This is a genomic window from Thermus sp. KWY1, from assembly GCF_057547025.1.
In genome coordinates, this window is the sequence record NZ_BAAJPG010000035.1 from 34,573 (window position 1) to 48,824 (window position 14,252).

Here is a 14,252-nt window from a genome sequence, read left to right on the forward strand (position 1 = left end):
TAAAGGAGGCCGCGGCGGGGGTTTGCGCCTGGGATTACCTTGGCCTTGGGGAAGGCTCTTGGCCGGGGCTTCTAGGAGCAAAAAGGGCCCGGCATCCGGTAAGATGCCCTCTAACCGGGGGCCAAGCCCCCTTTCGGGAGGGACGATGCCGGCGAGCAGCCTTGACGAACTGGTGGCGCTTTGCAAACGCAGGGGGTTTATCTTTCAGGGCTCCGAGATCTACGGGGGCCTCCAGGGGACCTACGACTACGGTCCTTTGGGGGTGGAGCTCAAGAACAACCTGAAGCAGGCCTGGTGGCGAAGGAACGTCTACGAGCGGGACGACATGGAGGGGTTGGATGCCAGCGTCCTCACCCACCGCTTGGTCCTGTACTATTCCGGCCACGAGGCCACCTTTGCCGATCCCATGGTGGATAACCGCATCACCAAGAAGCGCTACCGCCTGGATCACCTCCTCAAGGAGCAGCCGGAAGAGGTGCTGGGGAGGCTCTACCGGGCCATGGAGGTGGAGGAGGGCAATCTTCATGCCCTGGTCCAGGCCATGATGCAGGCCCCGGAAAGGGCTGGGGGGGCCATGACCGCAGCCGGGGTGCTGGATCCCGCCACCGCTGAGCCCGGGGACTGGACCCCACCCCGTTACTTCAGCATGATGTTCAAGACCTACGTGGGCCCGGTGGAGGACGAGGCTTCCCTGGCCTACTTGCGCCCGGAGACCGCCCAGGGCATCTTCGTCAACTTCAAGAACGTCCTGGACAGCACGAGCCGGAAGCTTCCCTTCGGCATCGCCCAGATCGGCAAGGCCTTCCGCAACGAGATCACCCCCAGGAACTTCATCTTCCGGGTGCGGGAGTTCGAGCAGATGGAGATCGAGTACTTCGTCCGCCCGGGGGAGGACGAGTACTGGCACCGTTACTGGGTGGAGGAGAGGCTTCGGTGGTGGCAGGAAATGGGGCTAAGCCGAGATAACCTGGTCCCCTACGAGCAGCCCCCCGAGGAGCTGGCCCACTACGCCAAGGCCACGGTGGACATCCTCTACCGCTTTCCCCATGGCCTCGAGGAGCTGGAGGGGATCGCCAACCGCACGGACTTTGACCTGGGAAGCCACACCAAGGACCAGGAGGAGCTTGGCATCACCGCCCGGGTGCTTAAAAACGAGCACTCCACCGCCCGCCTGGCTTACCGCGATCCCGATACCGGCAAGTGGTTTGTCCCCTACGTGATCGAGCCCTCGGCCGGGGTGGACCGGGGGGTCTTGGCCCTCCTGTCGGAGGCCTTCACCCGGGAGGAGCTCCCGAATGGGGAGGAACGCATCGTCCTAAAGCTTAAGCCCCAGCTCGCCCCCATCAAGGTGGCGGTCATCCCCCTGGTCAAGAACCGCCCGGAGATCACCGAGTACGCCAAGCGCTTGAAGGCCCGGCTCCAGGCCCTGGGGTTGGGCCGGATCCTCTACGAGGACACCGGCAACATCGGCAAAGCCTACCGCCGCCACGACGAGGTGGGCACCCCCTTCGCCATCACCGTGGACTACGACACCATCGGGCAGAGCAAGGATGGGACCACCCGGCTCAAGGACACGGTCACCGTGCGGGACCGGGACACCATGGAGCAGATCCGACTTCACGTGGACGAGCTGGAGGGGTTTTTGCGGGAGAAGCTCAGGTGGTAGGGGAGGGCACCGGCAGGAATGGGTTTTCTCGTGCCCCGGTCCAAGCTGACGGAGTACCTGCTTAACCCTAGGCATCCGGAAGGGGGGAGCAAGGCGCGGTTTTTTCTGTCCAGGGGTTTTCCCGTGGATGCACCGGAGGTGCTGGAGGCCGCGCTTTTGGCGCATACCCAGGCGGCTCAGGAAGTCCAAAGGCGCCCGGGGCTATACGGGGATGGGGAGGTCTTGATCCTAAGGGGCCCTTTGGTCTGCCCCACGGGTCCGGTTCTCCTGCAAAGCGTTTGGTATCGTGGGGAGGGAGAGGATACCTTTCGCTTGGTGACCGCCTACCCGTGGAGGGAGAAATGATCCGCGAGCACGATCTGGTGGTTCTTAAGCGCGACCACAGGGAAGTGGGCCTCGAGGCGGGGGATGTGGGTACGGTGGTCCTGGTCTATCCCAAGGGTGGCTACATGGTCGAGTTTGTGGACCATGAGGGAAACACCTTGGCTTTGCTGGATCTAAAGGAGGACGAGGTCCTTCCCCTGCGGGGTCCAGCCCTTCTGCGGGCCAAGGTGCTGGGGTAGCCCTTTGGGTGAAGAAGGTCTGGGAGGCGAGAGCATGGTGGGCTTCTGGGTAGCCAGCAAGGAGGAGAGAAGGTGAGGGTAGCCGTGGTAGGGGCCACGGGGGCCGTGGGGCAGGAGATGCTGAAGGTCCTCGAGGCCAGAAACTTTCCCTTGAGTGAACTTAGGCTATACGCTTCCCCCCGCTCTGCGGGCAAGACCATGGCCTTCCGGGGGGAAGCCATTCCGGTGGAGCCCCTTCCCGAGGGGCCTCTGCCCGTGGACCTGGTGCTGGCCAGCGCCGGAGGGTCCCTTTCCAAGGCCCTGGCCCCCGTTTGGGCCCAAGGGGGAGCCTTGGTGATCGACAACTCCAGCGCCTGGCGCTACGAGCCCCATGTGCCCCTGGTGGTGCCAGAGGTGAACCGGGAGCGAATATTCCAGCACCAGGGCATCATTGCCAACCCCAACTGCACCACGGCCATCCTGGCCATGGCCCTTTGGCCCCTGCACCGGGCCTTTCGGGCGAAGCGGGTCATCGTGGCCACCTACCAGGCGGCCAGCGGGGCCGGGGCCAAGGGGATGGAGGAGCTCCTCAGGGAAACCCACCGCCAGCTGCATGGGGAAACCCCCGTGGCCGAGGTCTTCGCTCACCCCCTGCCCTTCAACGTCATCCCCCACATAGATGCCTTCCAGGAAAACGGCTACACCCGCGAGGAGATGAAAGTGGTGTGGGAAACCCACAAGATTTTCGGGGATAGCTCCATCCGCATCAGCGCCACCGCGGTCCGGGTTCCCACCTTGAGGGCCCATGCCGAGGCGGTGAGCGTGGAGTTTGAAAGGCCCGTCTCCCCGGAGGCGGCCCGGGAGGTGCTGGCCCAGGCCCCCGGGGTGGAGGTGGTGGACGAGCCCCAGGCCAAGCGCTACCCCATGCCCCTCACGGCCAGCGGAAAGTGGAATGTGGAGGTGGGAAGGATCCGTCAGAGTCTGGCCTTTGACAATGGCCTGGACTTTTTCGTGGTGGGGGACCAGCTCTTAAAGGGAGCCGCCTTAAACGCTGTGCAGATCGCGGAGGAATGGCTTAAGGGACCTTAAGCCAAAGCCAGAACTCCCGGTTTCCCTCCTTCCCCGGCAAGGGGCTTTCCCTTTCCCCCAGCACCTGAAAGCCCAGCTCCCGGGCCTTCTCCCGCACCCGGGCCAGGGCCTTTTGCCGGAGGCCTTCCTCCCGCACCACGCCCTTGTGCACCCCGGGGCCCAGCTCAAACTGGGGCTTCACCAGGATGAGGGCCTCGCCTCCCGGCTTAAGGAGCTCCTTTACCTTGGAAAGAAGCAGGGTGGAGGAGATGAAGGACACGTCCATCACCACCAGGTCCACGGGCTCGGGAAGAAGAAGGCTCCTGGCGTCCTGCTCCTCGATGCTCACCACCCGGGAATCCTCCCTTAGGCGGGGGTGGAGCTGATCCCTGCCCACGTCCACCGCATAGACCCGCCTGGCACCCCTTTCCAGGAGCACCTGCGTGAACCCGCCGGTGCTGGCCCCGATGTCCGCGGCCACCTTGCCCTTCACCTCTAGGGAGAAGGCCTCGAGGGCACCCAGGAGCTTGTAGGCCCCCCGGCTCACGTACCGTTCCGGGGAGAGGACCTCCACCTGGGCTCCTTCCGGCACCCTGTGGGCGGGCTTGGTCACCACCTGCCCGGCCACCTTGACCTGGCCGGATTGGATGAGCCTCTGGGCTTTCTCCCGGCTTTCCGCCAGGCCCCTTTCCACCAGGTAGCGGTCCAGCCTCACGAGGGGTATTATGCCGGGGGATGGATCTCTCGGGGCCCTGGTACATCCTGGAGGGGGAGCCTGGGGAGCACCTGGTTTTGGAGGTCTTGGGGCAGAGGCTTTCCGGCATCTGGACCTCCGAGGCCCTGGCCCAGGGCTTCCTGGCCCGGCATCCTGAGCTAGGGATGCGGGTGAGCGCCCTAGAGACCCGGGCCTTGAAGGAGGCCTTCCTCAGGGCCCTGGGGATGCTCAAGGTGGATGGGGTCCTGGTGGATTACGAACCCGGGGCCCACCAGGCCCGGATGGCCCGGGTGGAAGTGCTTTTGGAGGAGGTTCGGCATGCGTAGGTGGCTTGCGGCGATTGTGGTGGTTTTGGCCTTGGGTCTGGCCCAGCGGGCTGAGGTGAGCGGGGGAAGCCCCTTTGGAGTGCAGGGGGGGTTGCGCTTTCCCCTGGTGCCCCTCCTGCTGGATGGGCGGGTGTATGGGGGCGTGGGCCTCGAGGCTATGGGAGGTGGGGTGGACCTGCTTCTTAAGCTTCCCCTCACCGACCTCTACCTGGGCCTTGGGGGGTTTTATGGCACGGGGCCGGCCCTTACCCTGCCCCAGGATGCCCGGGGCCATGCGGGCCTACGGGCGGTCTTGGGCACCTGGCTGAACCTGCCCCTGCCTCTTCTCGGGGTGTACGTGGAAGTGCACCCCACCCTTTACCTGGTCCCGAACACGGGCTTCGGGGTAGGGGGAGCGGTGGGGGTTAGCGTGGGGCTTTAGCCCCCCTACTGAGGCCGGTAGCCCTCCTTGAGGGGCACGATGCGGTTCATCACCAGCCGCCCGGGGCGGGAGTCCACCGGGTCCTGCCAGAAGTAGCCCAGCCTCTCCAGCTGGTAGCGGGTGTCCGGTGGATCCTGGGCCACGCTGGGTTCGATGAAGCCCTGCTTGACCTCGAGGGCCCTTGGGTTCAGGTTCTTCAGGAAATCCCCACCCTCCTCGGGGTCCTCGGTCAGGAATAGCCTGTCGTAAAGCCTGAACTCCACGGGCAGGGCGTGCCGGGCGGAAACCCAGTGGATGACCCCTTTGGGCTTGATGCCGTCCTCGGGGTTGGCCCCCAGGGTGCCGGGAACGATGCGGGCCTTAAGAAGCTTCACCTCGCCGTTTTCCTCCACCACGTCTTCCAGCTCCATCACGTAGGCGTGCCGCAGGCGCACCCTTTGCCCCGGGGCGAGGCGCTTCCAGCCCTTGGGGGGATTGAGGCTGAAGTCGGACCGCTCTATGTAAATCTCCTGGGAGAAGGGTAGGGGTCTACTCCCCTCCTTACCGATGTCCCGGGGCCAGTAAGGGGCATCCACCCACTCCTCCCCCTGGTAGTTGGTGAGGACCACCCTTAAGGGTTCCAAAATCCCCAAGACCCTGGGGGCGATGGGGTTCAGATCGTCCCGCACCACCTCCTCAAAGAGCTCCATCTCGATGCGGGCCTCGTTGCGGGAGATGCCGGTGCGCCGCACGAACTCCCTGATGGCCTCGGGGCGCACCCCCCGCCGCCTTAGGGCCCTCAGGGTGGGAAGCCTGGGGTCGTCCCAGCCCGAGACGAAGCCCCCTTCCACCAGCTTGATGAGCTTCCGCTTGGAGAGCACCGTATGGGTGAGGTCCAGGCGGGCGAACTCGTACTGGTAGGGCCTGGGGGAGAGGGGCAGGCCGCACTTCCCCTTCAGGTTCTCGATCACCCAGTCGTAGATGGCCCGGTTGTTCTCGAACTCCAGGGTGCAAAGGGAGTGGCTGACGCCTTCGATGAAGTCCTCCAGGGGATGAGCGTAGTCGTAGAGGGGATAGATCACCCAGCGGTCCCCCGCATGGTAGTGGGGGGCGTGGACGATGCGGTAGAGCACGGGGTCCCGCAGCTTGAAGTTGGGATGGGCAGGGTCGATCTTGGCCCTTAGGACCCGGCTCCCCGTGGGGAACTCCCCCCGGCGCATCCTTTCAAAGAGTTCCAGGTTTTCCTCCACACTCCGGTTCCGGTAGGGGCTTGGCTTTCCCTGGGCCCTGAGCTCGCTCATCTCCTCTTCCGAGAGGTCGTCCACGTAGGCCTTACCCTCCCGGATCAGCTCGAGGGCGCACTGGTACATGGTTTCAAAGTAGTCGGAGGCGTAGAGGACCCTATCGGGGGTGAAGCCCAGCCAGCGCACGTCCTCCTCTATGGCCCGGGCGTACTCCTCCTTTTCCGTTTCCGGGTTGGTGTCGTCGTAGCGCAGGTTGCACTCGCCTCCATAGTCCAGGGCCAGGCCGAAGTTCAGCACGATGCTCCGGGCGTGGCCGATGTGCAAATAGCCGTTGGGCTCCGGAGGAAAGCGGGTAAGGAGCTTTTTGTACTTCCCTTCCCGCAGGTCCTTTTCCACGATTTCGGTGATGAAGCAAGGGGGAACGAGGCCCATAAGGGGAGTATAGCCCTTGCCAGCTGCTCAGAACCTTCCTAAGGCCCCAAGGCTATGCTTTTCAAAACCTAGGCGACCGTTTCTCGAAGAAGGCCCGGATGCCCTCCTTAAGGTCCCCGGTTTCCCGGACCCAAGCGTTGGCCAAGGCCGCCAGGCGGAAGCCATCCTCGAGGCCCATCCCCGGCAAGGCCAGGAGAAGCTCCTTGGTGAGGCGCAAGGAGGTGGGGGCGTTCTTGGCTAGCTCCTCCGCCAGGGCTAGGGCTTCCTCCAAGGCCTTGCCCGGTGGGGCTACCCGGTTGGCCAGGCCCAACGCCTTGGCCTCCTCTGCCCCCACCAGGCGGCCCGTGAGGAGGAGGTCCTTGGCCACCTTTTCTCCCACGGCCCGCACCAGGATCACGGAAACCAAAGCGGCCACAAAGCCGATCTTCACCTCGGTGTAGCCCAGCTTGGCCTCCTGGTCCATGACCAAAAGGTCGCAGGCGGTGGCCAAACCTGCCCCGCCCGCCACCGCCGGCCCGTTCACCGCGGCCACCGTGGGCTTGGGGAAGGTGTAGAGGCGGTGGAAGAGGCGCATGAGGGAAAGGGAGTGGCGGTAGTTCTCCTCGGCTCCAAGCTCCGTCACCTTCTCCAGAAAGGCCAGGTCGGCCCCGGCGCTGAAGGCGCTTCCCCTGCCCGAAAGGACCAGGACCCGGGCCTCGGGATCCTTCTCCGCTTCCTCGAGGGCCTGCAAAAGCCCCTCCACCATCTCGGGGGAAAGGGGGTTTCGCCGCTTTGGATCGTTGAGGAAAACCCGATAGATCCGACCTCTCTCCACCTGAACCATGCCCCCATTGTAGGCGCTGGGGTTTTCCTGCTACACTCCCCTTAGCCCGCAAGCCATGCAGGGAGAGCCCGCGGGCTAGGAGGTGGTGTAGATAAAGGAGTATCTGGTTAACGAACGCATTCGCGCACGGCAGGTGCGGGTGATCGGGGCCGATGGGCAGCAGCTGGGCATCATGGACACCCGGGAGGCCTTGCGCCTGGCCCAGGAGCAGGACCTGGACCTGGTGCTGGTGGGCCCCACCGCCGATCCTCCCGTGGCCCGCATCATGGACTACTCCAAGTGGCGCTACGAGCAGCAGGTGGCGGAGAAGGAGGCCCGCAAGAAGGCCAAGCGCACCGAGGTGAAGTCCATCAAGTTCCGGGTCAAGATCGACGACCACGACTATCAGACCAAGCTGAACCATATCAAGCGCTTTCTGGCCGAAGGCCACAAGGTCAAGGTCACCATCATGTTCCGCGGACGGGAGATGTCCCATCCCGAGCTGGGGGAGAGGCTTCTTGAGCGGGTGGCCGAGGACCTGAAGGGCCTGGCCGTGGTGGAGATGAAGCCCGAGCTTTTGGGCCGGGATATGAACATGCTCCTGGCCCCGGCCAAGGTATCCGCCTAGGCCAGTCCCATGGGGGCTAAAGGGCGTAAGCCTAGACCTTTTTGTTCCCCTTTGGTATAGTGTGAGGGCTTTGGGGAGCCCGCAAGACCCCGTTTGGGGCGCTTCCCAGGGCTTGGAGGAAGGGTATGCCGAAGATGAAGACCCACAAGGGCGCCAAGAAGCGGGTGAAGGTGACCGCTTCGGGCAAGGTGATGGCCATGAAGACGGGAAAGCGGCACCTCAACTGGCACAAGTCCGGGAAGACCATCCGTCAGAAGGGGCGGAAGTTCGCCCTGGCCCAGGCGGAGGCGGAGCGGGTAAAGCTCCTCCTGCCCTACGAGTGAGGAGGTAGAGGATGCCGCGCGCCAAAACCGGTGTCGTTCGCCGCAGGAAGCACAAGAAGATCCTCAAGCTGGCCAAGGGCTACTGGGGCCTCCGCTCCAAGAGCGTCCGCAAGGCCCGGGAGACCCTTTTCGCTGCGGGCAACTACGCTTATGCCCACCGCAAGCGCAAGAAGCGGGATTTCCGCAAGCTCTGGATCGTGCGCATCAACGCTGCATGCCGCCAGCACGGCCTGAACTACTCCAGCTTTATCCACGGCCTGAAGAAGGCGGGGGTGGAGCTGGACCGCAAGGTGCTGGCCGACTTGGCGGTGCGGGAGCCCCAGGCCTTTGCCGAGCTGGTGGAGAAGGCCAAGGCGGCCCGCGCCTAAGGCATTGTTTCCCGTGACCCGCCGTCCGGATCCCGTCCCGATCTGGCGGCGGGCTTCCTTTTGTGAGCATGCCTCCTGAACTCTACGTGATCCTGGTGGCCGCCCTGCCGGTGGTGGAGCTGAGGGGAGCCATTCCCCTGGGGGTGGCCCTGGGGCTTTCCCCAGGAGAGGCTTTTCTGCTTGCCCTCCTGGGCAACCTGCTGGTGGCCCCGGTGGCCCTCTTCCTTTTGCCTTGGGCGGTGGCGCTTCTGACCCGGGTGCCCTTCCTAGCCAAGCTCTGGGCGGCCCTCGAGGCCCGGGTCCGCCTCAAGGGGGAGGAGCAGGTGCAGCGCCTGGGGGCCCTGGGCCTTTTCCTCTTCGTGGCCGTGCCCTTGCCGGGCACCGGGGCCTGGAGCGGGGCGGTGCTGGCGGTGGTCTTGGGTCTAAAAAGGCGCTACGCCCTCCTGGCCATCTCCCTGGGGGTGCTGGCTGCTGGGCTTATCGTTCTCCTCCTTACGGGTGGGGCGGTGGCCGGGCTAAACTACCTGCGATGATGTTCGTCCTCTTGCCCCTTTCCTATGCCCTGGGCGCCTTGCCCTTGGGGTACTGGCTGGCCAGGCGGCGGGGGGTGGACCTGCGCACGGCAAGCCCCTACACCCTGGGTTTGGAAACGGCCTTGAGGCGGCTTGGGCCGGGCCTGACCCTTTTGGCCTTCCTCCTGGACTTCGCCAAGGGGTACTTGCCCCTGGCCCTGGGGAGGGGCTTGGGGCTTGGCGTGGAGGAGCTTCTGGCCCTGGGGGTGGCGGTCTACCTGGGCCACCTTTATCCTTTCTTCTTCCGGGATCCCTGGCCCCTTCGGGCCAAGGGGGCGGGGGTTCTTTTGGGGGTGCTGGCGGGGCTACCCCTGGAGCCAGCCTGGGGCATGGTCCCCGTGGCCTTGGGCCTTGCCCTTTACGCCCTCACGGGCTATGCCTCCTTGGGGGCCCTGGGGCTTCCCCTGGGCCTCTTTGGCGTCCTCCTTTTCGGTGGGTTTCCCCTTGGAGCCAAGGTCCTTGGGGGCTTGCTTTTTCTCCTGGCCCTTTGGCGCTACAAGGAGAACCTGGGCCGAATCCTGGAAGGCACCGAGCCCAGGCTGGGTAGCCCCCTGCCCCTGCCCTCGGAAAGGCAGGTGGTTTGCGCCTTTCTCATCCATCCCCTCACGGTGGAGGATTTCTGGCAAAGCCCCCGTTTCCGCTGGGCCCGGCCCCTGGTGCGCCTGGGACTTCTGAAGCAGGCCTGGATAGAACGCTTGGCGGAGCTTTTCCGTCCCATGAAGGTGGGGGAGGTGAGGGGGGTGAGGACGGCGGATGGCCGGGAGGTCCTGTGCCACCTCATCTCCGCTCCCCTTCTGCCCCACCAGATCAAGGCCAAGCCGGAGCTGGCGGTAAGGCGGGCCATCCAAGGGGCCAGGCTCGCCAAGGAGCTTGGGGCCACGGTGGTGGGCCTGGGGGCCTTTTGGAGCGTGGTGGGGGAGAAGGGCAAGAGGGTACAGGAGGCGGTGCCGGATATAGAGGTGACGAACGGGGGGGCCTACACCGCGGGCACCGTCAAAGCGGCCATTCCCGGCATCCTGGCCCACTTTGCCCAAAGCGGCAAGGACCTGAGAAACACCACGGCGGCGGTGGTGGGAGCGAACGGGGTGGTGGCCTTCGGCATCGCCCGGCAGATCGCTCCCTTGGTGGGGCGGCTTATCCTGGTGGGCCGGGACCGGGAGCGCCTGGAGAAGTCGGCGGAAAGCCTTCGGAAAAACCTGGAGCGAAAGGGGAAAGCGCCCGAGATCCAGGTGACCACCGAGGTGGCCGCCATCCGGGAGGCGGACCTGGTCTTCACCGCCACCAGCGACCCGAACCCGGTGATCTACCCTGAACACGTGAAGCCGGGAGCCTGGATCTACGACGAGGGCGTGCCCCCCGACGTGCATCCCTCCGTTAGAGAGGTACCTGGGGTCAGGGTCATCCCCGGGGGCGTGGTGCGGCTTCCCGGGAGGGCAAAGGCCACCTTAGACCTTCACTTTGGTGCTCCCGACCAGGTGCCCGCCTGCCTGGCGGAGACCATGATCCTGGCGGCGGAGGAAGCCTTCGATCGCAAGAGCCTGGGGGGCGAGGTGAAGGCGGAGAACATCCAGTTCTTCGTGGAGCGGGCGGAGGCCTTGGGGTTTAAGGTGGTGGAGTGATGTGGCTCCTCCTCTCCCCCACGGCCCTCGAGGCCTCCTTTCTCCAGGGCGAACCCTTCTCCTTCCTGGGGAGGAAGGGGCTTAGGGGAGAGGGATTTGTCTGGCTGGAAACCGGGATCGGCAAGGTGAACGTGGCCCTTACCCTGGCTGCCTGGGCCGGCCGAAACCCGGTGGAGAAGGCCTTGCTTTTCGGCATCGCCGGGGCCTACCCGGGCTCGAGCCTCCTTCTTGGGGATGTGGTCCTGGTGGGGGATGAGGTGGAGGCGGACCTGGGTACCCAGGAGGGCCTTAAGCCCTTGGGCTTTCCCGCCTTGGAGGTGGAGGGAAAGGCCTACTACAACCGATTTCCCCTGGATTCAGGCCTTACCAGGGCTTTGGCCCGGGTGCTGGGCCTCCAGGTGGTGGTGGGGCTCACCCGGGACCGGGTTTCGGAAACCCCGGGGGAGGCGGAGGCTTTGGCCTCGCGCTGGGGGGCCCAGGTGGAGAGCATGGAGGGAGCTGCCTTTGCCCGGGCTTGCCTGGCCCTGGGCTTCCCGGGGGTGGAGGTCCGGGCTATTTCCAATCCTGCGGGGGTGCGGGACAAGGGGGCGTGGAGGATTCCCTTGGCGGTGAGGGCCTTGGAGGGAACCCTGGCCCCCATCCTTGGGGGAGCCTTCCCGGCGGGACTCCAAGGATAATCCCGTTGTTGGTTCCCTAGCCGAAAGCAAGGTTGGCTTTGAAGGGAAGCTTGTCCAGGGTGCTCACCTGCTAGGAAACCCTGGGCGGACGGCGGAACCGGGGGAGAAGACAAACCCCCACCCGAGGGGTCCGGGTGGGGGACTATAGGGGATTTCCCTTAGCCCTTCCGGAAGAAGGCTTCCGCCTTGTCCCAGTTCAGTACGTTCCAGATAGCCTGGAGGTAGTCGGCCCGGCGGTTTTGGTACTTGAGGTAGTAGGCGTGCTCCCACACGTCGATGCCCACGATGGGGGTGAACCCCTCCATGACGGGGTTGTCCTGGTTGGGGGTGGAGATGACGTGGAGCTTGCCGAAGGGATCCTTGACCAGCCAAGCCCAGCCGGAGCCGAAGCGGGCCATGGCCGCCTGGGTGAGCTTCTCCTTCAGGGCGGCGAAGCCCCCAAGCTGCTCGTCGATGGCCTTCTTAAGTTCCCCCACCGGCTCCTTGGCTCCCCCGGGGGTTAGGAGCTCCCAGAAGAGGCTATGGTTCAGGTGCCCACCCCCGTTGTTGCGCACCGCGGTCTGGATGTCCGCGGGCAGGGCGGCCAGGTGGCGCAGGAGCACCTCCACCTCCGCCCCGTGCAGGTAGGGGTACTTCTCCAGGGCGGCGTTCAGGTTGTTCACGTAGGCCCCGTGGTGCTTCTGGTGGTGGATCTCCATGGTCTTGGCGTCGATGTGGGGCTCGAGGGCCTCGTACGGGTAACCCAGTTCCGGTAGCGTAAACGGATACGGCATACCTCACCTCCCAAACCTTACTATAACCCAAGTTGCTACCCAAGCATTTGTTGAGCCAAGAGATTTAGGTTGTGGGCCAAGATGAAGGAGAGCACCTTGATCACAAAACCCTCCTGGGTCACCGCATGGATGCGCCGCGGGAAGAGGGCATGGAGCATACTGCCCATCGTCTCCACCACCCCCTAGGTGTTTCCCTCACGGGAAAGCAGCCGCCCCACAATGGCCAGGTACTGCAACCAAGGCACATACCGCCGGCTGTTCCTTCTACGGATGACCATGGGCACAATCCCCCCCGCCTCCCGGAGGAGGTCTCCAAGGTAGCCCTTCGGGCTGACCATAGAAGTGGCTTTCGTACCCCCGGTCCAGGTAGAGCTCCGCCCCCTCGGGAAGGTCCAGGGGAAGAAGGAGCAAAGAGCTCAGATCATGTAGGCTTCCCGGGGTCAGGCTCACTTCATGGATAAACTTCCCGTCGTCCACCAGGAGGTGGAGCTTGGGGCCGTGGAAGTAGACCCGTTTGCTGGGGATGAAGCCGCGGTAGGCCTTGTCTGGGAAAAGGCGGGAGCGGGGGGCGCGGATATTCTCGCAGGCGGGGAGGGGGAAGGTGTCCAAGGCGTAGGCCTGGGCCTGGTGGAGGTTTTTCCAGGCCTGGGCTAGGAGGTGGGTCAGCCCCGAAGGGGCTATCTTGCGAAGGGGGAGGAAGAAGGGGTATAGGGCGTGGAGTCTGCGGTTGAAGCGACTTGGGGAGGGGACGTAGGTAAAGAGGCGCAGGTCTTTGGCGAGGGCCAGGGCCTTGTTGTGCTTGCCGCCCAGTTCCATGGCGGCCAGGATGGCGAGGGTCAGGATGGCGGAGGCTGGGGTCTTGGCTTGGGGGTCGTCTTTGTAGCCCAGGGCCTGGAGGGCATCGTCTATAATGCAAAAGGCCGCTATGATGCGCGACAGCATAGCGGCCACTATTTTTTCAGGCCTCGGGATAGGTAGCAACTTGGGTTATTATAACCCGCTTCGTGTGCTACTTGATCTGGCCCCCTAGGGTATGAAAAAAGAGGGGGTGCGAGGCACGACCGCGAGCACCCCCTTTACCCCCTTGACGCAGAGACCCTTATCGTGGCTACCTACATCGGGGTGGGTCACGGGCGTAGCCCGGAGCTTGCTGACCAACTTAAAGCCCTCGTAGCTCGCCCTGCCCTTCTCCCCGGGAAGGCCCGGGAGACCTGGGAAGGGAGCTTCGGGACAGGATACGCTGACGCGTGACCCGGTGGGTCCAGGGGGTCAAGACCCCTCCCTACCGGTTTAGGGGAGGGTACGTAAGCGGATTGAGACCCGGTTTAGCGTGAGGGTACGCTCTGGGGCTGCACCGGATAGAGCTTATGGGGTCTGGTGGCCCGGGTGAACCTCATCCTGTGGGTCCACGACCCCAGCAAGGTAGCCGGGTGCTCCTGAAGAGGGTTGGGGAGGAGCTATGAGGTAGCACACGAAGGGATGGGTTCAAAGATCGAAGGGAACCATCAGGGGGACGGTATGCGCATCGGGTTGTCGGAACAAGGCCTTGATCGAGGAGGCACGGGGGATCATCCGGCGACGCTTTCGGGAAGGCTGGCATCATATCGGCTCTGCCCCGCCGGGCGACGCAGCGTGTAGGGCCGGGGAGGAGCCAGGGTAGGCTTCGGGAATGGGAGCGGGAGCGAGGCCAGGCGCAGGGCGCTGAACCCGGCCAGACACATGTGAGACTGGACGAGTAAAAATGTGGGGACCACTCCAAGAGAGAGGGGGTCCCCACGGATGCAGCTTACCACGGTTGGCAAAGAGGTTTTGCGGGGAGCGCGGGTCAGCCCGAAGGGCTACCTTGAAGGCCCGGGAACTCCAAGGTCAGCCCGAAGGGCTACCTTGCGGCCGGGGCCGGCGATCCCACGGTTCAGGACCGCTTACGGAAGCTCAAACAGGTGGAGGCGCTCAGGAAATACCGGGTGGGCTGGCCCGAGATCCAGGAGCTTTTGGGGATCAGCCGGGCCACCTATTACCGCTGGCGGAAACGCCTCAAGGAAGAGGGCCTTGCCGGTCTTAAGCCTCGGTCAAGACGTCCGCTTTGGGGCCCCTACC

Annotated in this window: 16 protein-coding genes and 3 pseudogenes; 14 read left to right on the forward strand and 5 right to left on the reverse strand. The window is 64.6% G+C overall.

Annotated features, from left to right (window positions below; genetic code table 11):
- Positions 1-145: 145 nt before the first annotated feature.
- The 4 genes from AC27GT_RS09760 (at position 146) to AC27GT_RS09775 (ending at position 3,297) form a co-directional block, all read left to right on the forward strand.
- Positions 146-1,666 carry a glycine--tRNA ligase gene (locus tag AC27GT_RS09760; RefSeq protein WP_487224077.1) on the forward strand — a complete coding sequence of 507 codons (1,521 nt, stop codon included), beginning with the start codon at positions 146-148 and terminating at the stop codon, positions 1,664-1,666.
- An 18-nt stretch (positions 1,667-1,684) separates the two neighbouring features.
- Positions 1,685-2,011, forward strand: a complete 327-nt coding sequence (locus AC27GT_RS09765) for a DUF6883 domain-containing protein (RefSeq protein WP_038030504.1) — start codon at positions 1,685-1,687, stop codon at positions 2,009-2,011.
- A complete protein-coding gene (locus tag AC27GT_RS09770) occupies positions 2,008-2,229 on the forward strand; it encodes a DUF4926 domain-containing protein (protein WP_015716720.1) in 222 nt (73 codons plus the stop codon). The genes AC27GT_RS09765 and AC27GT_RS09770 overlap by 4 nt, the downstream gene beginning before the upstream one ends.
- A 72-nt stretch (positions 2,230-2,301) precedes the next feature.
- Positions 2,302-3,297 (forward strand): aspartate-semialdehyde dehydrogenase, encoded by a 996-nt coding sequence (locus tag AC27GT_RS09775; protein WP_038030506.1) that lies wholly within the window; start codon positions 2,302-2,304, stop codon positions 3,295-3,297.
- Here the strand turns inward: AC27GT_RS09775 and AC27GT_RS09780 are convergent.
- Positions 3,284-3,991 (reverse strand): TlyA family RNA methyltransferase, encoded by a 708-nt coding sequence (locus AC27GT_RS09780; protein ID WP_487224078.1) that lies wholly within the window; start codon positions 3,989-3,991, stop codon positions 3,284-3,286. The two genes, AC27GT_RS09775 and AC27GT_RS09780, sit on opposite strands and share 14 nt — an antisense overlap.
- Positions 3,992-4,011: 20 nt before the next feature.
- Between AC27GT_RS09780 and AC27GT_RS09785 the strand changes: the two genes are divergently transcribed.
- Positions 4,012-4,317, forward strand: coding sequence for a DUF3234 domain-containing protein (locus AC27GT_RS09785; protein ID WP_487224079.1), 306 nt, complete (start codon positions 4,012-4,014; stop codon positions 4,315-4,317).
- Complete coding sequence (locus AC27GT_RS09790; protein WP_126170855.1) at positions 4,310-4,738, forward strand: hypothetical protein; 429 nt, start codon at positions 4,310-4,312, stop codon at positions 4,736-4,738. The genes AC27GT_RS09785 and AC27GT_RS09790 overlap by 8 nt, the downstream gene beginning before the upstream one ends.
- Before the next feature lie 5 nt (positions 4,739-4,743).
- Here the strand turns inward: AC27GT_RS09790 and AC27GT_RS09795 are convergent, their stop codons facing one another.
- Both AC27GT_RS09795 and AC27GT_RS09800 read right to left on the reverse strand, forming a co-directional pair.
- Positions 4,744-6,393, reverse strand: a complete 1,650-nt coding sequence (locus AC27GT_RS09795) for a glutamine--tRNA ligase/YqeY domain fusion protein (RefSeq protein WP_487224080.1) — start codon at positions 6,391-6,393, stop codon at positions 4,744-4,746.
- A 61-nt stretch (positions 6,394-6,454) separates the two neighbouring features.
- Entirely contained in the window at positions 6,455-7,216 is a 762-nt protein-coding gene (locus AC27GT_RS09800) for an enoyl-CoA hydratase/isomerase family protein (RefSeq protein ID WP_370534269.1), read from the reverse strand.
- 91 nt (positions 7,217-7,307) lie between these two features.
- On the opposite strand from AC27GT_RS09800, the gene infC reads away from it, so the two are divergent.
- The 6 genes from infC (at position 7,308) to mqnB (ending at position 11,382) form a co-directional block, all read left to right on the forward strand.
- The gene (gene infC, locus AC27GT_RS09805; protein ID WP_081454909.1) at positions 7,308-7,823 is read left to right on the forward strand and encodes a translation initiation factor IF-3; all 516 of its coding nucleotides are present in this window, start codon (positions 7,308-7,310) and stop codon (positions 7,821-7,823) included.
- A gap of 125 nt (positions 7,824-7,948) precedes the next feature.
- Positions 7,949-8,146, forward strand: a complete 198-nt coding sequence (rpmI, locus tag AC27GT_RS09810; protein WP_028493146.1) for a 50S ribosomal protein L35 — start codon at positions 7,949-7,951, stop codon at positions 8,144-8,146.
- 11 nt (positions 8,147-8,157) lie between these two features.
- Positions 8,158-8,514: a 50S ribosomal protein L20 gene (gene rplT, locus AC27GT_RS09815; protein ID WP_015716736.1), complete on the forward strand. Its 357-nt coding sequence runs from the start codon at positions 8,158-8,160 to the stop codon at positions 8,512-8,514.
- Positions 8,515-8,582: 68 nt separating this feature from the next.
- A complete protein-coding gene (locus AC27GT_RS09820; RefSeq protein WP_038029553.1) occupies positions 8,583-9,047 on the forward strand; it encodes a COG2426 family protein in 465 nt (154 codons plus the stop codon).
- Positions 9,044-10,705 carry a glycerol-3-phosphate acyltransferase gene (locus tag AC27GT_RS09825; RefSeq protein ID WP_487224081.1) on the forward strand — a complete coding sequence of 554 codons (1,662 nt, stop codon included), beginning with the start codon at positions 9,044-9,046 and terminating at the stop codon, positions 10,703-10,705. Before AC27GT_RS09820 ends, AC27GT_RS09825 begins: the two co-directional genes overlap by 4 nt.
- Positions 10,705-11,382 carry a futalosine hydrolase gene (gene mqnB / locus AC27GT_RS09830; RefSeq protein ID WP_015716739.1) on the forward strand — a complete coding sequence of 226 codons (678 nt, stop codon included), beginning with the start codon at positions 10,705-10,707 and terminating at the stop codon, positions 11,380-11,382. The genes AC27GT_RS09825 and mqnB overlap by 1 nt, the downstream gene beginning before the upstream one ends.
- Before the next feature lie 158 nt (positions 11,383-11,540).
- Here mqnB and AC27GT_RS09835 read toward each other — a convergent pair whose 3' ends face one another.
- A complete protein-coding gene (locus tag AC27GT_RS09835) occupies positions 11,541-12,155 on the reverse strand; it encodes a superoxide dismutase (protein ID WP_126205410.1) in 615 nt (204 codons plus the stop codon).
- A 35-nt stretch (positions 12,156-12,190) separates the two neighbouring features.
- A pseudogene (locus tag AC27GT_RS09840) lies at positions 12,191-13,097 on the reverse strand (transposase).
- Positions 13,098-13,316: 219 nt separating this feature from the next.
- Between AC27GT_RS09840 and AC27GT_RS09845 the strand changes: the two are divergent.
- Together AC27GT_RS09845 and AC27GT_RS09850 are read left to right on the forward strand one after the other, a co-directional pair.
- Positions 13,317-13,618 (forward strand): annotated as a pseudogene (locus AC27GT_RS09845) (transposase); the annotation flags it as partial.
- Between the two features lie 316 nt (positions 13,619-13,934).
- A pseudogene (locus AC27GT_RS09850) lies at positions 13,935-14,252 on the forward strand (helix-turn-helix domain-containing protein); the annotation flags it as partial.

Bases quoted from the DNA above. Each gene is read 5' to 3' on its own strand.
- AC27GT_RS09760 (WP_487224077.1), top strand. From the start codon at position 146: ATGCCGGCGAGCAGCCTTGACGAACTGGTGGCGCTTTGCAAACGCAGG.
- AC27GT_RS09765 (WP_038030504.1), top strand. From the start codon at position 1,685: ATGGGTTTTCTCGTGCCCCGGTCCAAGCTGACGGAGTACCTGCTTAAC.
- AC27GT_RS09770 (WP_015716720.1), top strand. From the start codon at position 2,008: ATGATCCGCGAGCACGATCTGGTGGTTCTTAAGCGCGACCACAGGGAA.
- AC27GT_RS09785 (WP_487224079.1), top strand. From the start codon at position 4,012: ATGGATCTCTCGGGGCCCTGGTACATCCTGGAGGGGGAGCCTGGGGAG.
- AC27GT_RS09790 (WP_126170855.1), top strand. From the start codon at position 4,310: ATGCGTAGGTGGCTTGCGGCGATTGTGGTGGTTTTGGCCTTGGGTCTG.
- AC27GT_RS09795 (WP_487224080.1), bottom strand. From the start codon at position 6,393: ATGGGCCTCGTTCCCCCTTGCTTCATCACCGAAATCGTGGAAAAGGAC.
- AC27GT_RS09800 (WP_370534269.1), bottom strand. From the start codon at position 7,216: ATGGTTCAGGTGGAGAGAGGTCGGATCTATCGGGTTTTCCTCAACGAT.
- rpmI (WP_028493146.1), top strand. From the start codon at position 7,949: ATGCCGAAGATGAAGACCCACAAGGGCGCCAAGAAGCGGGTGAAGGTG.
- rplT (WP_015716736.1), top strand. From the start codon at position 8,158: ATGCCGCGCGCCAAAACCGGTGTCGTTCGCCGCAGGAAGCACAAGAAG.
- AC27GT_RS09820 (WP_038029553.1), top strand. From the start codon at position 8,583: ATGCCTCCTGAACTCTACGTGATCCTGGTGGCCGCCCTGCCGGTGGTG.
- AC27GT_RS09825 (WP_487224081.1), top strand. From the start codon at position 9,044: ATGATGTTCGTCCTCTTGCCCCTTTCCTATGCCCTGGGCGCCTTGCCC.
- mqnB (WP_015716739.1), top strand. From the start codon at position 10,705: ATGTGGCTCCTCCTCTCCCCCACGGCCCTCGAGGCCTCCTTTCTCCAG.
- AC27GT_RS09835 (WP_126205410.1), bottom strand. From the start codon at position 12,155: ATGCCGTATCCGTTTACGCTACCGGAACTGGGTTACCCGTACGAGGCC.